Source organism: Enterococcus termitis, from assembly GCF_001730305.1.
GTDB classification, from domain to species: Bacteria; Bacillota; Bacilli; order Lactobacillales; family Enterococcaceae; genus Enterococcus_L; species Enterococcus_L termitis.
On record NZ_MIJY01000001.1, the window covers coordinates 252,371 to 275,122 of the forward strand.

At 38.6% G+C, this 22,752-nt stretch carries 21 protein-coding genes and 1 other annotated feature; all 21 genes read left to right on the plus strand.

The window, feature by feature from the left end; genetic code table 11:
* The first annotated feature begins 95 nt into the window (after nt 1-95).
* The gene (locus BCR25_RS01205; RefSeq protein WP_139124498.1) at nt 96-734 is read left to right on the plus strand and encodes a DNA-3-methyladenine glycosylase; all 639 of its coding nucleotides are present in this window, start codon (nt 96-98) and stop codon (nt 732-734) included.
* Complete coding sequence (locus BCR25_RS01210; protein WP_069661776.1) at nt 731-1,216, plus strand: DUF3013 family protein; 486 nt, start codon at nt 731-733, stop codon at nt 1,214-1,216. Before BCR25_RS01205 ends, BCR25_RS01210 begins: the two co-directional genes overlap by 4 nt.
* 13 nt (nt 1,217-1,229) lie before the next feature.
* Nucleotides 1,230-2,177, plus strand: a complete 948-nt coding sequence (gene prmA, locus BCR25_RS01215; protein ID WP_069661777.1) for a 50S ribosomal protein L11 methyltransferase — start codon at nt 1,230-1,232, stop codon at nt 2,175-2,177.
* A gap of 1 nt (nt 2,178) precedes the next feature.
* Nucleotides 2,179-2,928: a 16S rRNA (uracil(1498)-N(3))-methyltransferase gene (locus BCR25_RS01220; RefSeq protein WP_069661778.1), complete on the plus strand. Its 750-nt coding sequence runs from the start codon at nt 2,179-2,181 to the stop codon at nt 2,926-2,928.
* A gap of 17 nt (nt 2,929-2,945) precedes the next feature.
* Entirely contained in the window at nt 2,946-3,593 is a 648-nt protein-coding gene (locus BCR25_RS01225; protein ID WP_069661779.1) for a deoxyribose-phosphate aldolase, read from the plus strand.
* A gap of 187 nt (nt 3,594-3,780) precedes the next feature.
* Nucleotides 3,781-5,994, plus strand: a complete 2,214-nt coding sequence (locus BCR25_RS01230; RefSeq protein ID WP_069661780.1) for a RelA/SpoT family protein — start codon at nt 3,781-3,783, stop codon at nt 5,992-5,994.
* 12 nt (nt 5,995-6,006) lie between these two features.
* Nucleotides 6,007-6,453 carry a D-aminoacyl-tRNA deacylase gene (dtd, locus tag BCR25_RS01235; protein WP_069661781.1) on the plus strand — a complete coding sequence of 149 codons (447 nt, stop codon included), beginning with the start codon at nt 6,007-6,009 and terminating at the stop codon, nt 6,451-6,453.
* Between the two features lie 80 nt (nt 6,454-6,533).
* Nucleotides 6,534-6,741: a binding site (T-box leader), on the plus strand.
* 59 nt (nt 6,742-6,800) lie between these two features.
* Nucleotides 6,801-6,959, plus strand: coding sequence for a hypothetical protein (locus tag BCR25_RS20265; protein WP_169818971.1), 159 nt, complete (start codon nt 6,801-6,803; stop codon nt 6,957-6,959).
* 185 nt (nt 6,960-7,144) lie between these two features.
* Nucleotides 7,145-8,449, plus strand: a complete 1,305-nt coding sequence (gene hisS / locus BCR25_RS01240) for a histidine--tRNA ligase (protein WP_069661782.1) — start codon at nt 7,145-7,147, stop codon at nt 8,447-8,449.
* Nucleotides 8,450-8,475: 26 nt separating this feature from the next.
* Nucleotides 8,476-10,245, plus strand: coding sequence for an aspartate--tRNA ligase (gene aspS, locus BCR25_RS01245; RefSeq protein WP_069661783.1), 1,770 nt, complete (start codon nt 8,476-8,478; stop codon nt 10,243-10,245).
* 146 nt (nt 10,246-10,391) lie between these two features.
* Complete coding sequence (locus BCR25_RS01250; RefSeq protein WP_069661784.1) at nt 10,392-11,180, plus strand: ankyrin repeat domain-containing protein; 789 nt, start codon at nt 10,392-10,394, stop codon at nt 11,178-11,180.
* Nucleotides 11,181-11,334: 154 nt separating this feature from the next.
* The gene (locus tag BCR25_RS01255; RefSeq protein WP_069661785.1) at nt 11,335-12,210 is read left to right on the plus strand and encodes a YitT family protein; all 876 of its coding nucleotides are present in this window, start codon (nt 11,335-11,337) and stop codon (nt 12,208-12,210) included.
* Between the two features lie 321 nt (nt 12,211-12,531).
* Complete coding sequence (locus tag BCR25_RS01260; RefSeq protein WP_069661786.1) at nt 12,532-13,569, plus strand: sugar-binding transcriptional regulator; 1,038 nt, start codon at nt 12,532-12,534, stop codon at nt 13,567-13,569.
* Between the two features lie 40 nt (nt 13,570-13,609).
* Nucleotides 13,610-14,611: a type I glyceraldehyde-3-phosphate dehydrogenase gene (gap, locus tag BCR25_RS01265; protein ID WP_069661787.1), complete on the plus strand. Its 1,002-nt coding sequence runs from the start codon at nt 13,610-13,612 to the stop codon at nt 14,609-14,611.
* Nucleotides 14,612-14,728: 117 nt separating this feature from the next.
* Nucleotides 14,729-15,922, plus strand: coding sequence for a phosphoglycerate kinase (locus BCR25_RS01270; protein WP_069661788.1), 1,194 nt, complete (start codon nt 14,729-14,731; stop codon nt 15,920-15,922).
* Between the two features lie 211 nt (nt 15,923-16,133).
* The gene (gene tpiA, locus BCR25_RS01275; RefSeq protein ID WP_069661789.1) at nt 16,134-16,889 is read left to right on the plus strand and encodes a triose-phosphate isomerase; all 756 of its coding nucleotides are present in this window, start codon (nt 16,134-16,136) and stop codon (nt 16,887-16,889) included.
* A 159-nt stretch (nt 16,890-17,048) separates the two neighbouring features.
* Nucleotides 17,049-18,347: a phosphopyruvate hydratase gene (gene eno / locus BCR25_RS01280; RefSeq protein ID WP_069661790.1), complete on the plus strand. Its 1,299-nt coding sequence runs from the start codon at nt 17,049-17,051 to the stop codon at nt 18,345-18,347.
* A 212-nt stretch (nt 18,348-18,559) separates the two neighbouring features.
* On the plus strand, nt 18,560-19,267 hold the full coding sequence (locus tag BCR25_RS01285) for a DUF975 family protein (protein ID WP_069661791.1): 708 nt from the start codon (nt 18,560-18,562) through the stop codon (nt 19,265-19,267).
* 277 nt (nt 19,268-19,544) lie between these two features.
* The gene (locus BCR25_RS01290) at nt 19,545-20,510 is read left to right on the plus strand and encodes a DUF4822 domain-containing protein (RefSeq protein ID WP_069661792.1); all 966 of its coding nucleotides are present in this window, start codon (nt 19,545-19,547) and stop codon (nt 20,508-20,510) included.
* Nucleotides 20,511-20,566: 56 nt separating this feature from the next.
* Nucleotides 20,567-22,030 carry a HAMP domain-containing sensor histidine kinase gene (locus BCR25_RS01295; protein ID WP_069661793.1) on the plus strand — a complete coding sequence of 488 codons (1,464 nt, stop codon included), beginning with the start codon at nt 20,567-20,569 and terminating at the stop codon, nt 22,028-22,030.
* 13 nt (nt 22,031-22,043) lie between these two features.
* Nucleotides 22,044-22,745 (plus strand): response regulator transcription factor, encoded by a 702-nt coding sequence (locus tag BCR25_RS01300; protein ID WP_069661794.1) that lies wholly within the window; start codon nt 22,044-22,046, stop codon nt 22,743-22,745.
* The last annotated feature ends 7 nt before the right edge of the window (nt 22,746-22,752 follow it).

Genomic DNA, 22,752 nt, shown 5'->3' on the forward strand with positions numbered 1-22,752 from the left:
TTAAAGAGAAAATTTCCTAATTTATCATACGAAACGTTGGTTATTCAATGGATAATAGCTGTTGATTCGTGTATGATAGGAAGTGGTGAAAAATAATGAATGAAACGATAAATTTTTTTAATACAAAGTCGACAGAGGAAATTGCTCAATTTTTATTGGGAATGTATTTAGAGCATAAAACAGATGCGGGTAGTCTTGGAGGCTATATTGTGGATACAGAAGCATACCTCGGACCTGATGATGAAGCAGCTCATAGTTTTGGTTTGCGGAAAACACCGAGGCTAAAGGCGATGTATGAAAAGCCGGGCACGATTTATTTATACACGATGCATACGCATTTAATATTAAACATGGTGACACAAGACAAAGGTACTCCCCAAGGTGTAATGATTCGGGCAATCGAGCCTGTTGCTGGAATCAGCCAAATGGAAACCAACCGTAAAGGAAGAATCGGTGCGGACGTGTCAAATGGTCCTGGAAAACTCGTCAGTGCTCTTGGAATTTCGAAAGAATTATATGGGCAATCAATTTTTGATAGTACCCTTAGGATCATCCCAGAAAAAAGGAAAATACCAAAAAAAATCATTGCACTTCCGCGTATAGGTATTCCTAACAAAGGCATTTGGACAGATTTACCGTTAAGATATGTCGTATCAGGAAATCCCTATATTTCTAAACAAAAGAGAAGTGATATCGATCAAACGAATTTTGGCTGGAAGGAAGAAATAAAATGAAAAAATACACAATGTTAACGTATCTAGATCAACAGCTTACAAAAAATATTACAGAATACGATGTTGCCCTTGATTGGAATACAAAAAATCATTCTATCGAGGTAGTTTTTCGCTTGTTTGCTGAAAACAGTGGACACGAACAAATTGATGATGTTGCTGGAACACTATCAGAAGAGGAAATCATTGAATTTGAAGATGGAATTTTATTGTATAATCCCGAAAAAACCATCGTAGATGAGGAAGACTATTTGGCAGTGATTCCTTATGAAGGAAAAAAAGGCATCAAACAGTCGTTATTAGATGGGTTGGTTGATTATTTGAATGACGTTTTGGTGGAAGGACAAAGTGATTTGCTGGATTTTCTATCAGATGAGGGACAGGAAGTATTTGAATTAAAATGGTCCGAAGAAGATTTCAGAAACGCAGTACAAAAATATCAAAAAGCGGATGGCGATGCGTATATCGCTTATCCTAGCTATTAAAGAGGTGTCAAATATGAAATGGACAGAAGTAAAAGTTGAAACAGCGAGTGAAGCCGTTGAAGCGATTTCCAATATTATGATGGAAGCAGGTGCAAGCGGCGTAGCAATCGAGGATGCCTTAGATGTCGAAAATTTTCAAAGTGATTTATACGGCGAACTACTGGATAAAGAACAATTTACTCATATCAAAGAAGGGGCTTTAGTGATGGCCTATTTTCCAGAAACCACCTTCTTACCTGAAATTTTACCCTTCATCAAAGAAAGCATTGCACGTCTTCCTGAATTTGGATTGAGCATTGGTAAAAATGAAATGATAATCAGTGAGGTTGCGGAAAGCGACTGGGCAACAGCATGGAAAAAATATTACCATCCAGTGCGTGTGACTCGCTTTTTAACGATAGTGCCAAGCTGGGAAAAATATGAGCCGAAAGACGAAACGGAAAAGATTATTACGTTAGATCCGGGAATGGCTTTTGGAACGGGAACCCATCCAACCACTCGTTTGACGCTGCAAGCATTGGAAACTGTTTTACGCGGCGGTGAAACATTATTGGATGTGGGGACAGGTTCTGGTGTATTAAGTATTGCCAGTAAATATCTCGGTGCTAAAGAGGTATACGCCTATGATTTAGATGATGTCGCAGTAACGGCTGCCAAAGAAAATATGGCATTAAATCCTGTTGCTGATGATGTCCACGTTTCAGCAAATGACTTGTTAAAAGAAGTGACGATCGAAGCGGATGTCATTGTTGCGAATATATTAGCAGATATTATTGTGTTGATGGTCGAAGATGCGTTTCGTCTACTAAAAAATGATGGAACATTGATCATTTCTGGGATCATTCAAGAGAAAAAAGCAATGGTGATTGAGAAAATGACAGAAGTCGGTTTTCTTGTGGATCAGATTTTCCAACAGGGAGACTGGTATGCGATAATTTTAAAGAAAACAGAGGAAGATTAACATGCAACGCTATTTTATGACAGAACCTTATGAGGCAAAAAAACAATACGACATCACAGGTGAAAATTATCATCATATCGTTCGAGTGATGCGCATGGAACCAAAACAGCAAGTATATCTTGTTTTTAGTGATCGAATTGCAATTATTGCTGAAATTGTAGAAGTAAATGATGAGGCAGTTGTTTTGAAGGAAGTCGCTAAAGAACTTAGTGAGAAGGAATTGCCAGTGAATGTAACGATTGCCTGTGGTTTTCCTAAAGGAGATAAATTGGATTTGGTCGTTCAAAAAACGACAGAATTAGGCTGTCACAAGTTTATTGGTTATCCAGCAAAAACATCCGTCGTAAAATGGGACCATAAAAAATTAGTCAAAAAAGCTGAACGGTTTAAAAAAATTGCCACAGAGGCTGCGGAGCAATCTCATCGCCAGTTTGCACCAGATATTGTATTATTAGAGAAGAAGCTTGAACTGGTAGAGTCTTTTTCTAACTATGATAAAGTCTTGATTGCTTACGAGGAATCGGCGAAAGAAGGAGAACAAAGTCGTTTTGCTCAAACTTTGGCTGAAACTAGTGTAGGAGAATCGATTCTGGTTGTGTTTGGACCCGAAGGTGGTTTTGCATCAGAAGAAATTGAAGAGTTTGAAAAGCATGGTGGAATTTTATGTGGTTTAGGTCCGCGGATTTTACGTGCGGAGACTGCGCCGTTATATGTATTGAGTGCCATCAGTTATCAGTTTGAACTAGTGTAGATTTTGAGGGGGTATTTATGGAATTAGAGCTGCAAAAATTATCGATCATGCTGCTTGATCCGACCATTACGGATCAACAACTTACAGATGAGCTGCTTTTCCTAAAAGATTTTGCTGTACGTTCAGTGTTTGTTTTACCATATAATGTTGGACGTGCGAAACAATTGTTAGCGGGTACCAAGATTCAAATTGGAAGCTATGCTGATTTTCCTTTGGGTGGAGGAACGTTAGCTAAAAAAGCTTTTGAAACGGGAAAACTATATCGTGAAGGTGCTTCTGAGGTTTGTGTTGCAATGACACCGGATCAGTTGACGTATTGCGGACAACAAAGTTATCAAAATTTGGCGCCATTGTCATTTGGTCATAACAGGCTGGGCTTTTTTATCGATAGCAGCCAATTGAATGAGCAGCAAAAACAACAGCTGACCATGGATCTTAGTGCAATGGATGTGAATCATGTTTCTTTGGGATTAGATCTGACAATGGAAGAAGCTATTTATGACATGAGCATTTTTAGAATGGGACGTAAAAATCAGCGAACGTTTCAGGTGAATGTAAAGGCACCAACGTTATTAGAAATCGAATTGCTCTTTCAAGCAGGTGCGTCTCAGATCGGACTAAGTAATGGCCGAGAGATCTTGCCGCTGATTTCTAAGTGGGATTAGAACGTGAGGAATTGAAAATCTAGAGAATTTTAGTATAATAATAAGTGTTGGAAGTGCTACTGTTTCAAGTGGTACTTTTCTTTTTTTAAAAATAACTATTTACATAGATAAAATGCAGCGATATAACGTATTTTACAGTAGCGCTCCTTCGCAATAGATGATTGTAGGAGCTAAAGGAGTGATAATCATGCCCAAAGAAGAAATTATGACAGGCCCCGGAGTCATCAAACTTGTATCCAAATATATGGCGCCGACTCACGTAGCATTTGTCCAAAAGGCTCTCGACTATGCTGAAAAGGCACACGAAGGTCAAGTTAGACAATCTGGTGAACCTTATTTCATCCACCCAATTCAAGTTGCTGGTATTTTAGCTGAGCTTAGGATGGATCCTCATACCGTAGCAACAGGCTTTTTACATGATGTAGTTGAAGATACAGATGTAACACTGGAAGATTTGCAGAACGAATTTGGTGCAGATGTGGCAATGTTGGTTGACGGTGTTACAAAACTTGGAAAAATAAAGTACAAATCTCATGAAGAACAATTGGCTGAAAACCATCGTAAGATGCTGTTAGCCATGGCTCAGGATTTACGCGTGATCATGGTGAAATTGGCTGACCGTTTACACAATATGCGGACGCTGAAACATTTAAGAGAAGACAAGCAACGACGTATCGCACAAGAAACGATTGAAATCTATGCGCCGTTAGCACATCGCTTGGGGATCAGCCGAATCAAATGGGAATTAGAAGATACAGCACTACGTTATATCAATCCTAATCAATATTATCGAATTGTTAATTTGATGCAAAGTAAACGAGAAGAACGAGAAGCATATGTAGAAGAAGCGGTAGAAGATATTCGACTAGCAACAGAAGATTTAGATATCTACGCTGAAATTTATGGACGACCAAAACATATTTATTCGATCTATCGCAAAATGAAAGATCAAAAGAAGCAGTTCAATGAAATTTATGACTTGCTGGCGATTCGTGTAATCGTGGATTCTATTAAGGATTGTTATGCTGTTTTGGGAGCAATTCATACAAAATGGACGCCGATGCCAGGTCGTTTCAAAGATTATATTGCGATGCCAAAAGCGAATATGTATCAATCTATTCATACCACTGTTATCGGACCTAAGGGAAATCCTGTGGAAGTACAAATCAGAACCCATGAAATGCATCAAATCGCTGAATTCGGGGTTGCGGCTCACTGGGCATATAAAGAAGGTAAAACTGAAAAAGTCGAAGAAGATACAGATACCAAACAATTGAGCTGGTTCCGCGAAATTCTTGAACTACAAGATGAAAGCTATGATGCTTCTGAGTTTATGGAAAGTGTTAAAGGAGATATCTTTAGCGATAAAGTTTACGTTTTTACCCCAACTGGAGATGTGACGGAACTGCCTAAAGGTTCGGGACCGCTGGATTTTGCCTATAGTGTGCATACGGAGATCGGAAATAAAACCACCGGTGCCAAGGTTAACGGCAAAATGGTGCAACTTGACTACACATTAAAAAATGGCGATATCATTGAAGTCCTGACCTCGCCAAACTCATTTGGCCCAAGTCGTGACTGGTTAAAAATGGTTGCTACAAGCAAAGCGAGAAATAAGATTAAACGCTTTTTCAAAGTGCAAGATCGTGAAGTTAACATCATCAAAGGACACGATGCAATCAGTAAATATTTAACAGAGCATGGTTTTGCCCCTAAAGAGTTATTAAGCAAAACAAAACTGGCAGAAGCACTGGATCGATTTAATTTTCAAACAGAAGATGATTTATATGCAGCTGTTGGCTATGGAGAAATCAGTGCGCAAGTCGTTTTCAATCGTTTAACAGAAAAAGAGCGTAAAGAACAGGAAATGGAGCGTCAGAAACAAGAAGCAGAAGAACTGATGACCCAACCTGTCAAAAAAGAATCAGACAAAATGAAAGTTCGTCATGAAGGCGGCATCGTGATTCAAGGTGTGGAAAATCTCTTGATCAGAATCAGCCGATGCTGTAATCCTGTTCCAGGAGATGAAATCGTCGGCTACATTACAAAAGGCCGTGGTGTCTCTATTCACCGTGCGGATTGTCCGAATGTGCAGCATCAAGAAGAATTAGCCCAACGCTTGATTGAAGTCGAGTGGGAAGATACAGATAATTTAAATAAAGAATATGATGCTGATTTAGAAATTTACGGCTATAATCGCAGTGGTCTATTGAACGATGTTCTTCAAGTGATTAGTTCGATGACTAAAAATCTTGTCAGTGTAGAAGCAAAACCAACTAAAAATAAAATGGCGATGATTCATGTCACAATCAAGATTCAAAACCTATCTCATTTGAAGACCATTGTAGATAAAATCAAGAATATACCGGATGTCTATAATGTCCGTCGAACCAACGGCTAGGAGGAGTAAAGTATGAAGGCAGTTATCCAGCGAGTGACTGGCGCTGAAGTAATGATCGAAGAAAAAATTTTCGGTAAAATCGATCAGGGATTTATGATCTTATTAGGCATACATGAAACAGATACAGCGGAAGATGTTGCGTATTTAGTACGTAAAATCAGCAAGTTACGTGTATTTGAAGATGATGGAGGCAAAATGAATTTAAGTCTTCAAGATATCAATGGCAGTATTTTAAGTGTGTCACAGTTCACGTTATATGCTGACACAAAAAAAGGCAATCGCCCAAGCTTCATAGAAGCAGCTCGCCCTGAAACCGCTGTTCCATTATATGAATTATTCAACGCACAACTAAAAGAACTTGAAATTCCAGTTGAAACAGGTGAGTTCGGTGCAGACATGAAAGTCACCCTCACAAATGATGGACCTGTGACGATTATTATTGACACAAAAGATAAATAATTCTTTGAAGATGACCGGCTATTTTTAACCGAATCCTCTTGACTTTACTATGAAATTTTAGTAGTTTATATATAATATCAAAAAAATCAGTGAAAGAACGAGTAAATTTTATCCTGACTGTATAAGAGAAAGTGGCCTTGGCTGAAAGCTACTTCATCAGAGAAATTGAAAGACATTCTAGAGATGAACGGAAGAAAAGCCGTTCCGTTGCGAGCGTTAATCGTTAGAGGAAAGAGCAATCTTTCAAACTTAGGTGGTACCGCGTGTGTCTATTCACTCGCCCTTGTATATATACAAGGGCGAGTTTTTGTTGTGAATCACTGCGACTGGCTCTGCCAGAGCAGATGATGAACAATACTTGGCGAGAGAAACGAGCGAAGTGCCCGCTTGCCCGAATCACAGCGACTGTCTTAGCCAGAGCAGATGCTGAACAATACTTAGCGAGAGAAACGAGCGAAGTATCCGCTTGCCCGAATCACTGCGGTTGTCTTAGCCAGAGTAAATGATAAAAAACACTTGGTAGAGAAACTGGACAAACGTAATACATCAGTGAATCATCCAACGCAAAAAGCGGAAGCAACTGATTAAAACGCTCAAATACTCGTTCAAACAATGTAAAAGCGATCAAACTCTTAACCAATAATTACCGAAATAGAATACAAACAATGAACAATAATTAGGAGATGAAACAATGAGTTATCAAAAACCAAAAGGAACCAATGACTTATTACCAGGAACTTCAGAAAAGTGGCAGTTCGTTGAAGAAACGGCCCGCCTGATTTTTCGTGACTATCAATATGAAGAAATTCGTACCCCTATCTTTGAACATTATGAAGTGATTTCTCGAAGTGTAGGCGATACAACAGATATCGTGTCAAAAGAAATGTATGACTTCTACGATAAAGGAGATCGTCACGTTACTTTGCGCCCAGAAGGTACAGCGCCAATTGTTCGTTCATTTGTAGAAAATAAACTTTTCGGACCTGAGTTTTCTAAACCTTATAAAACCTATTATATGGGACCGATGTTTCGTTATGAACGCCCGCAGGCAGGACGCTTAAGACAATTCCATCAAATCGGTGCAGAAGCATTCGGCAGCGAAAATCCAGCAGTAGATGTTGAAAGCATGGCAATGGCACTAGATTTCTTTAAACAATTAGGGATTCAACAAATCAAATTAGTCATCAACTCTTTAGGCGATAAAGAAACCAGAGCGGCTTATCGACAAGCGCTGATCGATTATTTAGAACCAAGATCTGCTGACCTTAGTGAAGATTCAAAACGCCGTCTACACGAGAATCCATTGCGTGTCTTGGACAGCAAAGACAAAAAAGATAAAGCAATCGTGGCTGAGGCTCCATCGATTTTAGAGTATCTAAGCGAGAGTTCTAAAGAACATTTCGAAACAGTTAAAACAATGCTGACAGAATTAAACATACCATTTGAAATCGATAGTAATATGGTGCGTGGTCTTGATTATTATACAAATACGATTTTTGAAATCATGAGCGAAGCTCCCGGAATGGGTGCGCAATCAACTATTTGTGCTGGCGGACGTTATGATGGATTAGTCGAAGAGCTGGGTGGACCAGCGACACCAGGCTTTGGTTTTGCCTTAGGAATCGAACGTGTCTTGATAACGATGGAAGCTGAACAGGTTGTCGTTCCTGTAATCAATGAAATCGATGCTTACGTGGTCGGAATTGGCGAGCAGACGAACATCGAAACCTTGAAATTAGTTCAAGCTATCCGAAACTTTGGGTTTTCAGCTGATCGAGATTTTATGGATCGTAAAGCAAAAGCACAATTTAAAACGGCAGCGAAATCAAATGCGAAACTAGCATTGACTTTAGGAGAGACCGAACTGGCAGAAGGCGTTGTAAACGTGAAATCAATGGCCAGCCGTAATGAAAAAGCATTTCCGCTTTCAGACATCTATGAACGATTTGATGAAGTCTATGATGAAATGATGACAGTGATGTTTGAGGATAAATAGTAAAAAATGAAGAGGAGCAAAAACGAATGACAAAAAGAACAGTATACTGCGGAGAAGTTTCTGCAGATTTAGTCGGACAAATTATTACATTAAAAGGCTGGGTACAAAAGCGCCGCGATCTAGGTGGAGTTATTTTCATCGATTTACGTGACCGTGAAGGGATCGCACAGGTTGTATTTAATCCTGCGCACTCTGAAGAAGCATGGAAAACAGCTGATAAATGCCGTAGTGAATATGTTATTGAAATTACTGGAGAATTGACTTATCGTGATCAAGAAGCGATCAATCCGAAAATGAAAACTGGTGAATTTGAAATCATGGCGACAGATATCACGATTTTGAATACAGCGAAAACACCACCGTTCTTGATTGAAGATGAAAATAATGTTGGAGACGAGCTTCGTTTAAAATATCGTTATTTAGACTTACGTCGTCCGCAAATGACTGCGAATTTAAAACTACGTCATCAAGTGACTAAAGCGATCCGTCATTATCTAGATGACACGGACTTTATGGATATCGAAACACCTTATTTAGGGAAATCAACACCAGAAGGCGCGCGCGATTATCTTGTTCCTTCTCGTGTCCACGCAGGGCATTTTTATGCGTTGCCGCAATCACCACAAATCTTTAAACAATTATTGATGAATGCTGGTTTCGATCGTTATTATCAAATCGTTCGTTGCTTCCGTGATGAAGATTTACGTGGAGACCGCCAGCCCGAGTTTACCCAAGTGGATATTGAAACAACATTCCTGACACCAGAAGAAATTCAAACAATGACAGAAGAAATGCTGGCTAAAGTGATGCGTGAAACAAAAGGAATCGAAGTGACCTTACCATTCCCACGTATCAGCTACGATGAAGCAATGGCACGTTATGGTAGTGATAAACCAGATACACGTTTTGATATGGAATTGATCGATATTGCTGATGTTGTAAAAGATGTTGACTTTAAAGTCTTCCAAATGGCATTAGAAAACGGCGGACAGGTCAAAGCATTGAATGCCAAAGGTGCAGCTGATAAATATTCAAGAAAAGACATGGATAATTTAGGGACATATGTTAGTCAATTTGGTGCAAAAGGCTTAGCTTGGTTGAAAGTCGAAGAAGATGGGCTAAAAGGACCAATCGCTAAATTCTTGACGGATGTATCAGATGATTTGATTAAAGCTACAAATGCTGAAGTTGGCGACATTTTAATGTTTGGTGCGGATAAACCAGAAGTAGTTGCGGCAGCACTAGGGGCAATCCGTTCTCGTTTAGGAAAAGAATTAGGCTTGATTGACGAGTCTAAATTCAACTTCCTGTGGGTCGTTGACTGGCCGTTGTTTGAATATGATGAAGAAGCTGGACGCTATGTGTCTGCTCACCACCCATTTACTCAACCAAAAGAATCAGACGTGGAGTTACTTTCAACGGATCCTGCAAAAGTTTACGCAGAAGCCTACGATATTGTGTTAAATGGTTATGAATTAGGCGGTGGATCTTTACGTATCCACAAGCGTGAGCTGCAAGAAAAAATGTTTGAAACACTAGGTTTCACAAAAGAATCAGCACAAGAACAATTTGGCTTCTTATTAGATGCATTAGACTATGGCTTCCCTCCACATGGTGGAATTGCTTTAGGGTTAGATCGTTTAGTAATGTTGCTAGCTGGCGAAAACAATATTCGTGAAGTGATTGCTTTCCCTAAAAACGGAAAAGCCGCTGATCCGATGACAAGTGCACCAAGTGTGGTATCACCATTACAATTATTTGAATTAAACATCGATGTAACAGCAATCGACGAATAAAATAAAAGAGTTAAATGCGCGCTGGACGGATTCAGTTGTCAGTGCATTTAACTCTTTTTCTTTTGTAATATGGAAAAGGCGTTTATAATTTATTTATATTTATCCTTTATACTGAATGTAGAGCGATTTGGTAGGAGGAGAAGCGTATGAATAGAAAAACAAGAATAATTTTAATCGCAATGACTAGTCTGGGATTGCTGATTATTTCTGGATGTCAAACTAAGACTAACTATTCAAAAAAAATAGAAAAGGAGTCGACCGTGATGCCAAACAAAGAGACAGCTAAACAAGAAACGACTGAACCAAGCACGACTGAGCTAACAGAGTCAAGCGAGCAAAATTTTTCCGAAGGAAGCTTGCTTCAGGCAGTAAGTAATAATGACAGTAACTTGGTTCAGGAAATCTTAAAAACAGATGGTTATCCAATCGATGAAGTGAATGATCAAGGAGAAACTGCATTGTTAATTGCAACGCATCAAAATTTTATTACAATTGCGAAACAATTGATCGATGCAAGAGCTGATATCAATAAACAAGACCAAATTTCTGACAGTCCTTACCTGTATGCCGGAGCTCAAGGAAAAACTGAAATTTTAGCATATATGCTGGAAAAAGCCATTCCCGATCAGCAAAAGGTCAATCGCTTTGGCGGAAATGCTCTGATCCCAGCAGCTGAGAAAGGACATCTTGAAAATGTTAAACTACTATTAAAAGACGGAAGAGCTGATATCGATCATCAAAACAATTATGGTTACACTGCGTTGATCGAGGCTGTCGCGTTAAGAGACGGAAGCGATATTTATCAACAAATTGTTCGAGTGTTACTAGAAGCAGGAGCAGATAAGACGTTGAAAGATCACACTGGTCGAACGGCGGAAGACTATGCAAAAAGCTTGGGCTACACGAATATTTTAAATGTGCTGAATACTTACTGAGCACCTAGTAGCATAGAAAACAGATGACAATCCTCAAATGTTTTTCTTTGGATCCTCAAATACTTTTCTTTTATTTGAACGATTGTGCTTTTTTTCTTACCCTAAAGCACGTATAATGAGATTTAACGAATAAGCAAAGTGAGGCTATTTCTACATGAAAAAATTCTTTGAAAGTCTACCTGTCCATGACTATACGACAAAACTTTCAGTATCGATCGTTTACGCCATTCTGGCATCTGTTGCGATGAACTTCTTTTATCAGCCGGGAAATATTTATTCCAGCGGGATTACCGGGCTAGCACAAATATTGACGACCTTGTCTGTTCGGGTTCTCGGATATAAAGTTCCTGTTTCGATTACATTATATGCATTGAATATACCGCTATTCTTTATTGCGTGGCGTAAAATTGGGAAAAAGTTTACGATTTTTACTATTTTGACGGTGACACTGACATCGCTTTTTATGCAGATTGTCCCGCAGACTGTTTTATCGAATGATCCGATTATTTGTGCGATTTTTGGTGGTGCTGTAATGGGTTCTGGAATTGGCTTTGCCTTGAAAAATGGCTTATCCTCCGGTGGACTGGATATCTTTAGTATTACGATCCGGAAAAAAACAGGTCGGTCTGTAGGATCGATTTCAATGTATTTTAATGGATTGATCATTTTCGTTGCTGGTTACTTATTTGGCTGGCAGTATATGTTTTACAGTGCTCTGTCGATTTTTGTCAGTGGTAAAGTGACAGATGCAGTCTACACGAAACAAAAGAAAATGCAGGTTATGATCATTACGAAAAATCCAGATGCAGTGATCGAGGGCATCCAACAGAAAATGAGAAGAGGAATCACGATCATCCATGAAGCTGAAGGGGCCTATCGTCATGATAAGCAAACGTTGCTTTTAACTGTTGTGACACGCTTTGAGCTGCCGGCATTGGAAGCCGCTATGAAAGATTCGGATCCATCTGCGTTTGTTAGTATTTCGGATAACGTGAAAATTCTTGGCCGGTTTTATGAAGAGGATCTGTAGAAAGAGAAATATAATTTAGATTTTGAGCCTAGTCTTTCATTTTGGGAGGCTAGGCTTTTTTCGAGCCTTTTTCAGTCTAAGCCATTTTGTTTCTCAAAATTGGTTTTATGGAAGCAAACGAATATTTCAAAAAAATAATCGCTTTTTCTTGAAAAGATAAATGAAAACTGTTAAACTATGTATGTAAGATTGAGGGGCGCTTTTAAGACTGTTAGATAGAATTTAACAATGCGAAAGAAGAACATCAATCCTATTTTTTTAAAGTTCATAGGTCGTTTTAAGTCTTACTTGGACGTTTTTAGACCAACGAAGGAGCGCATCATGCTGGATGAATTGAAAATGATTGAAGCTGTTGCTCCAGATTTGCTCGATGTAATGCAGGAAAGGTTTCATATTCTTCGTAATATATACTGGATGCAGCCTATTGGACGTCGAAGTTTGTCAGATAGTATGGGAATCACAGAACGAGTCTTAAGAACTGAGACAGATTTCTTGAAGAACCTACAGCTGATTGAAACGTCAAAAAGCGGAATGACATTGACTGAAAAAGGCTTGGATGTGTATCAAGGATTAGAGACAGTGATGAATCAGCTGTTGGGCATGCATCAAGTCGAAAAAGAAATCAGTCAATACTTTGGGATACAACGTTGTATCGTTGTTGCCGGTAATAGCGATAATCAAGAAAAAGTACTCTATGAATTTGGAGATATTTTGACCGATGCATTGGATTTACTTTTACCTGATGGAAAAAATACGATCGCTGTAATGGGTGGTACGACAATGGCATTGACTGCTGAACATATGGGCTCATTAGAGACGGATAAGCGACACAATCTATTTGTTCCAGCTAGAGGCGGTATTGGTGAAGCAATGACCGTACAAGCCAACTCAGTAAGTGCTGTGATGGCGAACAAAACTGGCGGACATCATCGTGCGCTGTATGTGCCAGAACAATTAAGTCCTGAGACATATAAGTCTTTATTACAAGAACCATCGATTCAAGAAGTACTGACACTGATCGAACAGAGCAATTGCGTTGTTCACAGTATTGGACGAGCGTTGCATATGGCTGCTCGACGTAAAATGTCAGATGATGAAATGGTCATGTTGAAGCAGAATAACGCTGTGGCAGAATCTTTTGGTTATTTCTTTGATGAAGAAGGAGAAGTTGTATATAAAATACCACGTATCGGACTTCAATTAAAAGACGTACAAAAAATTCCGAATGTCGTAGCAATCGCTGGTGGTAAAACAAAAGCCAAAGCAATTCGCGCTTATATGAAAAATGCACCAAAACAAACGTGGCTCATCACAGATGAAGCTGCTGCAAATGAGATTTTAAAAGGGGCAACCCTTTAAAATAAAAAAATTTTTGATTTTCATAAGGAGGAAATCTTTAATGACAGTTAAAGTAGGTATTAATGGATTTGGACGTATCGGACGCTTAGCATTCCGTCGTATCCAAGATGTAGCAGGAATCGAAGTAGTAGCAATCAACGACTTAACAGATGCTAAAATGTTGGCTCACTTGTTAAAATATGACACAACTCAAGGACGTTTCAACGGAACTGTTGAAGTTCATGATGGATCTTTCAACGTTAACGGAAAAGAAGTTAAAGTTCTTGCTAACCGTAACCCAGAAGAATTACCATGGGGCGATTTAGGCGTAGACATCGTTCTTGAATGTACAGGATTCTTCACTTCAAAAGAAAAAGCTGAATTACACTTAAAAGCTGGTGCTAAACGTGTTGTTATCTCTGCTCCTGGTGGAAATGACGTACCAACAATCGTTTACAACACTAACCATGATATCTTAACAGGTAAAGAAACAGTTATCTCTGGTGCTTCTTGTACTACTAACTGTTTAGCTCCTATGGCTAAAGCTTTACAAGACAACTTTGGTGTTGTTGAAGGTCTTATGACTACAATCCACGCTTACACAGGTGACCAAATGACTCTTGATGGACCTCACCCAGGTGGAGACTTCCGTCGTGCACGTGCTGCAGCAGAAAACATCGTTCCTAACACAACTGGTGCTGCTAAAGCAATCGGTCTAGTTATTCCAGAATTAAACGGTAAATTAGACGGAGCTGCTCAACGTGTTCCTGTAGCAACTGGTTCATTAACTGAATTAGTTACTGTTCTTGATAAAAACGTAACAGTTGAAGAAGTAAACGAAGTTATGGCTAAAGCAGCTAACGAATCTTACGGATACAACGAAGATCAAATCGTATCTTCTGATATCGTAGGTATGACTTTCGGTTCATTATTCGATGCAACTCAAACAAAAGTAATGACAGTTGGCGACCAACAATTAGTGAAAACTGTTGCTTGGTATGACAACGAAATGTCTTACACTGCACAATTAGTTCGTACTTTAGAGTACTTCGCTAACTTATAAGATTCATACTTATTATTAGTGAAATTTAAAGAACTGTGAAATAATAAGCGGGGAAGCAACGCGCTTCTCCGCTTATATTATTTCGTTTAAAAACTTTATAGACAGGAGTACTTCATAATGGCTAAAAAAACAATCAAAGATGTTGATTTAAAAGACAAAAAAGTCCTTGTCCGTGTTGATTTCAATGTACCGTTGAAAGATGGCGTGATTACTAATGACAACCGTATTGTAGCTGCATTGCCAACAATTCAATATGTCATCGACAATGGCGGAAAAGCGATTCTTTTCTCTCACTTAGGTCGTGTAAAAACAGAAGAAGATAAAGCGGGCAAATCATTAAAACCAGTCGCAGAACGTTTAGGCGAATTATTGGGCAAACCAGTAACTTTCGTTCCTGAAACACGTGGTACTGAATTAGAAACTGCTGTCAACAATATGAAAGATGGCGATGTTTTAGTATTTGAAAACACTCGTTTTGAAGATATCGATGGTAAAAAAGAAAGCGGAAATGACGCTGAATTAGGTAAATACTGGGCTTCTTTAGGCGATGTATTTGTCAATGATGCGTTTGGTACGGCTCACCGTGCACATGCTTCTAACGTAGGGATTGCTTCAACTGGTATTCCAACAGTTGCTGGCTTCCTAATGGAAAAAGAAATCAAGTTCGTTGGTGAAGCTGTGACTGCACCAAAACGTCCATTCGTTGCTATCTTAGGTGGAGCAAAAGTTTCTGATAAGATTGGTGTTATTGAAAACTTGATCGCTAAAGCGGATAAAATCCTTATCGGTGGTGGGATGACTTATACATTCTACAAAGCAAAAGGAATTGAAATCGGTAATTCACTTGTTGAAGAAGATAAAGTTGCTTTAGCAAAAGAATTGATCGAAAAAGCTGGCGACAAATTGATTTTACCAATTGACTCAGTATGCGCAAAAGAATTCAGCAATGATGTTGAAACTGTTGTAACTGATGGCGAAGCTGTTCCAGAAGGTTACATGGGCTTAGATATTGGACCTAAATCGATTGAATTGTTCACAAAAGAATTAGCAGGTGCTAAAACGGTTGTATGGAACGGTCCAATGGGCGTATTCGAAATGAGCAACTTTGCTAAAGGAACTGTAGGTGTTTGTGAAGCAATCGCTAACTTAGCAGATGCTACAACAATTATCGGTGGAGGAGACTCTGCTGCAGCTGCAATCCAATTAGGCTTTGCTGACAAATTCACTCACATCTCAACTGGTGGGGGCGCAAGCTTAGAATTATTAGAAGGTAAAGAATTACCTGGTTTAGCGGCAATTAATGATAAGTAATAAAACTGCGAGGAGTAATCGCAGAAGCAATTAACGATAAATGAAGAGGTTGTGAAAAAGGCATTTAAACTTGAGTCATTGGACTGAACCTGTTGGACTTCAAGTATTGAGGGTCAGTAGGTGAGGAGAATTATCGAAAGTTTGCCTTTTAAACACCATTTTCTCAACTCACACTATGCCATACCATAATAAGAAAAGGATGTGCTTTTCCATGCGTAAACCAATTATCGCTGGTAACTGGAAAATGAACAAAACTTTAGCAGAAGCACAAAGCTTTGCTGAAGCTGTAAAAAATGCTGTCCCATCAAATGATGTTGTTGATTCAGTAATCGGATCTCCTGCATTATTCTTGGCACCATTGGCTTGGAATCTTAAAGATTCACAAGTACAATTATCAGCACAAAACTGCTATTGGGAAAACTCAGGCGCATTCACTGGTGAAAACTCACCAGCTGCGATTGCGGACTTAGGTGTTCAATATGTGATCATCGGTCACTCTGAACGTCGTGAGTACTTCCATGAAACAGACGAAGACATCAACAAAAAAGCGAAAGCAATTTTTGCAAACAACATGACACCAATCTTCTGTTGTGGCGAATCTTTAGAAACATATGAAGCAGGCAAAACTGCTGAGTGGATCGAAGGACAAATCACAAACGGTTTAGTTGGTTTAACAAATGAGCAAGTATCTTCAATGGTTATTGCTTATGAACCAATCTGGGCAATCGGAACTGGTAAATCTGCGGATGCAAACATTGCGGATGAAATCTGTGGCGTTGTACGTTCAACAGTTGAAAAATTATACGGTAAAGAAGTATCAGAAGCTGTACGTATCCAATACGGCGGTTCTGTAAAACCTGAAAACATTGCTGAATATATGGCGAAAGAAAACGTTGACGGTGCTTTAGTCGGCGGAGCAAGCCTTGAAGCAGATTCATTCTTAGCTTTGTTAGACGCCGTTAAATAGTCACGGCATATAACAATATACGCAATTAATCAAAGATTCATTGAATAATCTATGAATTATGCAAAAAATGTTTGCATAGCGCGCGTTTATTCACTACAATCATAATTAAGGGAACTTGAATCCCCTTAGTATAAAACAAACTCAAAGGAGAGACAAAACATGTCAATTATTACTGATGTATATGCACGCGAAGTCTTAGACTCACGTGGTAACCCAACAATCGAAGTAGAAGTATACACTGAAAGCGGTGCTTTTGGTCGTGGAATGGTTCCATCTGGAGCTTCAACTGGTGAATACGAAGCAGTTGAATTACGTGATGGCGACAAATCTCGTTACTTAGGTAAAGGGGTAGTTAAAGCAGTTGACAACGTTAATAACATTATTGCTGAAGCTATCATTGGCTACGATGTACGTGACCAAATGGCTATCGACAAAGCAATGATCGAATTAGATGGAACTCCTAACAAAGGTAAATTAGGCGCAAACGCTATTCTTGGTGTTTCTATCGCTGTAGCTCGTGCTGCTGCTGACTACCTAGAAGTACCTTTATACCACTACTTAGGCGGATTCAATACGAAAGTATTGCCAACTCCTATGATGAACATCATCAATGGCGGATCTCATGCTGACAACAGTATCGACTTCCAAGAATTTATGATCATGCCTGTAGGCGCTCCTACATTCAAAGAAGCTTTACGTTACGGTGCAGAAGTATTCCACGCATTAGCTGGAATCTTAAAAGCTCGTGGTCTAGCAACTTCTGTAGGTGACGAAGGTGGTTTCGCTCCTAACTTAGGTTCTAACGAAGAAGGTTTCGAAGTAATCATCGAAGCAATCGAAAAAGCTGGCTATGTACCTGGTAAAGATATCGTTCTTGCTATGGATGCTGCTTCTTCTGAATTCTACGATAAAGAAAAAGGTGTTTACGTTTTAGCTGATTCAGGCGAAGGCGAAAAAACAACTGAAGAAATGATCGCATTCTACGAAGAATTATGCGCGAAATACCCAATCATCTCAATCGAAGATGGATTAGATGAAAATGACTGGGATGGTTTCAAAAAATTAACTGTTGCTTTAGGCGACAAAGTTCAATTAGTTGGTGACGATTTATTCGTAACAAACACAACTAAATTAGCTGAAGGTATCGAAAAAGGTATCGCTAACTCAATCCTAATCAAAGTTAACCAAATCGGTACTTTAACAGAAACATTTGAAGCAATCGAAATGGCTAAAGAAGCTGGCTACACTGCAGTTGTATCTCACCGTTCAGGTGAAACAGAAGATTCTACAATCTCTGATATCGCTGTTGCAACAAACGCTGGTCAAATCAAAACTGGTTCTCTATCACGTACTGACCGTATTGCTAAATACAACCAATTATTACGTATCGAAGACCAATTAGGCGAAGTTGCTGAATACAAAGGCTTGAAATCTTTCTACAACTTAAAAAATAAATAAGAAATCTGATCAAAAAAGATTTTGACTGTTATTAAGAAGTAGCTTGTTTTTAAGAGAGCAAAAATTAAACACCTTCTTTTCTCTGGTTTAAGAGAAAAGAAGGTGTTTTTTTAATGTATATCTTTGAAATATCTCATAGTGAGTGCTTATATTTTTTGTAAATGTTATTCGTTTGTTATACTTATTGTACTAATTAAGAAAGGAGAGGTTTTATGAAAACAAGAGCGGAGTTAAAAACAGAAGCCAAAACGGTTCTACGTGGACGTTGGAAAGATAGTGTGCTGATGTCATTAGTACCTACACTGGTTTCAATCGCTATCGGACTTATTCTATTTTTTTTACTAGTAATACCAATGTTCCTATTTTTCCAAAATAATCCGGATGCATTAAATGGGACAGCAAATTATGACGGGAATTCTAGTGGAGGAGGCGGAGGTTTGATCGGGGGACTTCTTGGTGCATTGTTCAGCGCCGGAATTTCTTGGACATACCTTGACCTTTTACGTGGAAGAAGACAAGAAATTCGTCCTTTTTCTGATGCATTTCGTGGCTTTGCAGGTCCTGTGATTTTAGGCGTGATTTGTGTTTATCTATTAATGACTATCTTTGTTTTTCTGTGGTCATTACTTTTGATCATTCCTGGTATTATTAAAGGCTATGCTTATTCACAAGCGTATTTTGTTTATTATGATGCGTATGAAGAAACAGGTGAACGACCTGGTTTTCTAAATTGTATCACTCGCAGCCGTAAGCTAATGAATGGGTATAAAGGGCAGTTGTTCTTATTAGACTTGAGTTTTATTGGTTGGCATATTTTAGCAATTTTAACTGCTGGAATTGGTTATCTATGGTTAACGCCGTATATAACTGCAACTAAAGCTGCTTTTTATGAAAATTTACCAAAGGAAACAGTTGTTTAAAAAATACTTGAGAGAGACAGAGGTAAAAGTATCTGTTTACGAATCCGTAAAGCTCAAGAGCTAAATAATTTAAGAGATGAAACAAAACATTTTTGAAGTTTTGTTTCATCTTTTTTTGGTTAGTCTGGCATATTCATTTGAATAGTGCTGGACTTTTTTTCATTTTTATCATTGTTTATAATTTGTTTATTTTTTCGTTACTTTCCGTTTAGAATCACTCGATACAATAAGAATAAGCAATAAATAAATAATTCTATTTTGGAAGGAGCAAAAAAACATGAACAAGAAAAATAAAAAATTAATCGTAGGTGTTTCAAGTTTAGTTGTATTATTAGCAGGATGTGGTGTAGGAGCACAAGAATCATTAGGGGCAAAAGAAACTACTCAACTTGCAGTAGAGAAAAAGAATCAAAACAATAATAAAACCAAAGGGGATAAGCTAACGAAGATTTTAGGCCAAACCAATTGGCAAGGCACGAAAGTTTATGATAAGGAACACAATGATTTAACGAAAGAAAATGCCAATTTTATCGGTTTAGCAAAATACGATAAAGAAACAGGACGCTATGAATTCTTTGATGCTAAGACGGGAGAAAGTCGTGGAGACCGAGGTACTTTTTTCATTACGAATGATGGAACTAAAAGAATTCTTATCTCAGAATCTATGAATTATCAAGCCGTTGTAGACATTACAGAGTTAACGAATAAAAAATTTACGTACACTCGTAAAGGGAAAGATCAAGCTGGAAATGAAGTAGATGTATTTGTAGAGCATATCCCTTATAATAAAGAAAAGCTCTCGTTTACAGAACCAGAAAAAACACTGACTACGACTACAGGTACGATCAATAAAAAACGGAGTGGTGCTGAACTCTTAGGACAAACACTATGGAATGGTACAAAAGTAGTTGATGAGGCTGGCAATGATGTCACTCAATACAATAGTAATTTTATTAGTTTAGCAAAATTTGCAGCAGATACGAATAAATATGAATTTTTCAATTTAGAAACAGGCGTAAGTCGTGGCGATTTTGGTTACTTTGATGTCATAAATCATAATAAAATTCGTGCCCACGTATCAATTGGCCAAAATAAATATGGTGCAGCATTAGAGCTAACAGAATTAAACGACAAAAAATTCACCTATAAACGGACAGGAAAAGATGGAAACGGCAAAGATATTACCGTTTTTGTAGAGCATGAACCTTATGAGGGCGACTACACCCCAGAGTTTAGCTTTTAATCATATGGATGAATGTTGTGAGCTAGGTCCGATTTGTAGAGTAAAAGGAGCAAAATATGACGATCAAAAAACGATTTCTGATTTCGTATATTGGCGGGATCGCTATTGCCTGTCTTTCTCTAGTTGCGATCATTTGTATCGTTCTTTATGTAACGACTGGAACGATTCCTAGTCCTGGAACGCTCTATCGGACCTTTACGCAACAGCGCTCATTAAGCCCGGAAGAAGAGTTAGCTTATGTGAAACTAAGAGGGATCGCAAAAGCAGATCCGGAGCAATTAAAACGCCCACAAGCTGAAGTCAAGCAAATGATCAAGCAATTTGAAGGAGAATCTTTAGGTGTTGTCGTTCGTCAAAATGAGGAAATTATCTATTATTCACAAGATTTGGTAGAAAAATCGCTGATCGTGCACTTTCCCCAATTTGATGCCAATAATATTGAAACAAGAGGCACGATCGATAATGCTGGTCGTTTATATCGTTATATGAAATTTGATTTTCACTTTAAAGACCAAAGTGCAGGAACATTAATGATTTTAAAAAAAGAAAATACGGTTCTCGAGTTCATGACAAAATGGGGGATAGTGATTATTGTGTCAATTTTGGTCATATCGATTGGCGGAGTTCTCTTTTTAAATCATTTATTGAAAAAAACAGTCATTCAGCCGTTGGAAAATTTAGGTGCTGGTATGTCAGAAATCAGTACCGGACATTTGCAGGCACCGATGACTAGTCAACCGGAAAAAACAGCATTGGAAGTCAAACGACTGACTAATGATTTTGAAAAAATGCGAGCAGCATTGATCGATTCGACCAATGAACAGGAAAAATTAGAAAACAATCGAAAAGAACTTGTTGCTAGTATTTCCCATGATTTAAAAACACCGATCACCTCGATTATTGGTTATGTGGAAGGCTTGCTTGATGGGGTAGCGGACTCTCCAGAAAAACAAGCGCGTTATTTGCAAACGATCCACACAAAAGCGATTGCTTTAAACGAGTTGATCGAAGAGTTGTTTCTCTATTCTAAATTAGATGCAGAAGCTGTTCCTTTTCATTTCGAACGTATCAATATAAATGAGTTTCTAAAACATCTTATTGAAGAATTTCAATTACAGGATCGACAAGTTTTACTCCGGCTGGAAACTCAATCTACGAAGCCGAGTTACGTTGAAGGAGATCGAATGCAATTAAATCGTGTCTTTGTCAACTTGATCGAAAATAGTTTGAAATTCCAGCAAAACGATCAACCACTGGCAGTGACGATCAATGTATTAGAGCAAGACCCGTTTGTGGAAATTCGCGTGACGGACAATGGACAAGGCATTGCTAAAGAACAGCTGCCGTATGTTTTTGATCATTTTTACCGTGGTGAAAAAGAACGTTCATCTCAGACTGGCGGCAGTGGCTTAGGTCTTGCAATCGTTAAACAAATTATCGATATGCATGAAGGGGAAGTTCAGATAGAAAGTGAATTGAGTCAAGGAACCACAGTTCGTATTTTATTGAAAAAAGCTTGAGGAGGACAGCCAGATGTCAAATGAAAAATCACGAATACTATTAATTGAAGATGATGCAAGTATTGCAGAATTACAAAAGGATTATCTTGAAATCAATCAAATGGAAGCCGAGATCTCAAGTGATGGATTGGCTGGCCTAAATCGAGCATTGAATGAAACGTTTGATTTAATTGTCGTTGATATCATGTTGCCATCGATGGATGGATTCGAAATTTGTCGCAGGATCAGAGAAAAAAAGAATATTCCTTTAATGATTGTTTCTGCAAAAAAAGAAGATATCGATAAGATCAGAGGACTAGGCTTAGGAGCAGATGATTATCTGACCAAACCGTTTAGCCCAAGTGAATTAGTTGCTAGAGTTCAGGCTCATATCAAGCGTTATCAATTATTGACAGGCTCCGATCAGCCTAATGACACAATTGAACGAGGCCAAATCGTCATTGATAAAGGCGCTCGCCGCGTGTATGTTTTAGGAAAAGAACTCTTCTTTACCACTAAAGAACTGGATCTCTTGCTCTTTTTTATGGAACACCCGAACCGTGTTTGGATGAAAGAGCAGTTATTTCGACAGGTTTGGGATATGGATGATTTAGACGGAGATATTTACACGGTGGTTGTACATGTAGGACGAATCAGAGAAAAGCTAAAAAAGGGTAACTTATCAGAAATACCTATTGAAACAATCTGGGGTAGCGGCTATCGTTTTAATGCGTAAAGAATTT

What these genes read in the sequence shown, in the direction of transcription:
- BCR25_RS01205 (WP_139124498.1), top strand. Translation starts at nt 96, where the DNA reads ATGAATGAAACGATAAATTTTTTTAATACAAAGTCGACAGAGGAAATT.
- BCR25_RS01210 (WP_069661776.1), top strand. Translation starts at nt 731, where the DNA reads ATGAAAAAATACACAATGTTAACGTATCTAGATCAACAGCTTACAAAA.
- prmA (WP_069661777.1), top strand. Translation starts at nt 1,230, where the DNA reads ATGAAATGGACAGAAGTAAAAGTTGAAACAGCGAGTGAAGCCGTTGAA.
- BCR25_RS01220 (WP_069661778.1), top strand. Translation starts at nt 2,179, where the DNA reads ATGCAACGCTATTTTATGACAGAACCTTATGAGGCAAAAAAACAATAC.
- BCR25_RS01225 (WP_069661779.1), top strand. Translation starts at nt 2,946, where the DNA reads ATGGAATTAGAGCTGCAAAAATTATCGATCATGCTGCTTGATCCGACC.
- BCR25_RS01230 (WP_069661780.1), top strand. Translation starts at nt 3,781, where the DNA reads ATGCCCAAAGAAGAAATTATGACAGGCCCCGGAGTCATCAAACTTGTA.
- dtd (WP_069661781.1), top strand. Translation starts at nt 6,007, where the DNA reads ATGAAGGCAGTTATCCAGCGAGTGACTGGCGCTGAAGTAATGATCGAA.
- BCR25_RS20265 (WP_169818971.1), top strand. Translation starts at nt 6,801, where the DNA reads ATGAACAATACTTGGCGAGAGAAACGAGCGAAGTGCCCGCTTGCCCGA.
- hisS (WP_069661782.1), top strand. Translation starts at nt 7,145, where the DNA reads ATGAGTTATCAAAAACCAAAAGGAACCAATGACTTATTACCAGGAACT.
- aspS (WP_069661783.1), top strand. Translation starts at nt 8,476, where the DNA reads ATGACAAAAAGAACAGTATACTGCGGAGAAGTTTCTGCAGATTTAGTC.
- BCR25_RS01250 (WP_069661784.1), top strand. Translation starts at nt 10,392, where the DNA reads ATGAATAGAAAAACAAGAATAATTTTAATCGCAATGACTAGTCTGGGA.
- BCR25_RS01255 (WP_069661785.1), top strand. Translation starts at nt 11,335, where the DNA reads ATGAAAAAATTCTTTGAAAGTCTACCTGTCCATGACTATACGACAAAA.
- BCR25_RS01260 (WP_069661786.1), top strand. Translation starts at nt 12,532, where the DNA reads ATGCTGGATGAATTGAAAATGATTGAAGCTGTTGCTCCAGATTTGCTC.
- gap (WP_069661787.1), top strand. Translation starts at nt 13,610, where the DNA reads ATGACAGTTAAAGTAGGTATTAATGGATTTGGACGTATCGGACGCTTA.
- BCR25_RS01270 (WP_069661788.1), top strand. Translation starts at nt 14,729, where the DNA reads ATGGCTAAAAAAACAATCAAAGATGTTGATTTAAAAGACAAAAAAGTC.
- tpiA (WP_069661789.1), top strand. Translation starts at nt 16,134, where the DNA reads ATGCGTAAACCAATTATCGCTGGTAACTGGAAAATGAACAAAACTTTA.
- eno (WP_069661790.1), top strand. Translation starts at nt 17,049, where the DNA reads ATGTCAATTATTACTGATGTATATGCACGCGAAGTCTTAGACTCACGT.
- BCR25_RS01285 (WP_069661791.1), top strand. Translation starts at nt 18,560, where the DNA reads ATGAAAACAAGAGCGGAGTTAAAAACAGAAGCCAAAACGGTTCTACGT.
- BCR25_RS01290 (WP_069661792.1), top strand. Translation starts at nt 19,545, where the DNA reads ATGAACAAGAAAAATAAAAAATTAATCGTAGGTGTTTCAAGTTTAGTT.
- BCR25_RS01295 (WP_069661793.1), top strand. Translation starts at nt 20,567, where the DNA reads ATGACGATCAAAAAACGATTTCTGATTTCGTATATTGGCGGGATCGCT.
- BCR25_RS01300 (WP_069661794.1), top strand. Translation starts at nt 22,044, where the DNA reads ATGTCAAATGAAAAATCACGAATACTATTAATTGAAGATGATGCAAGT.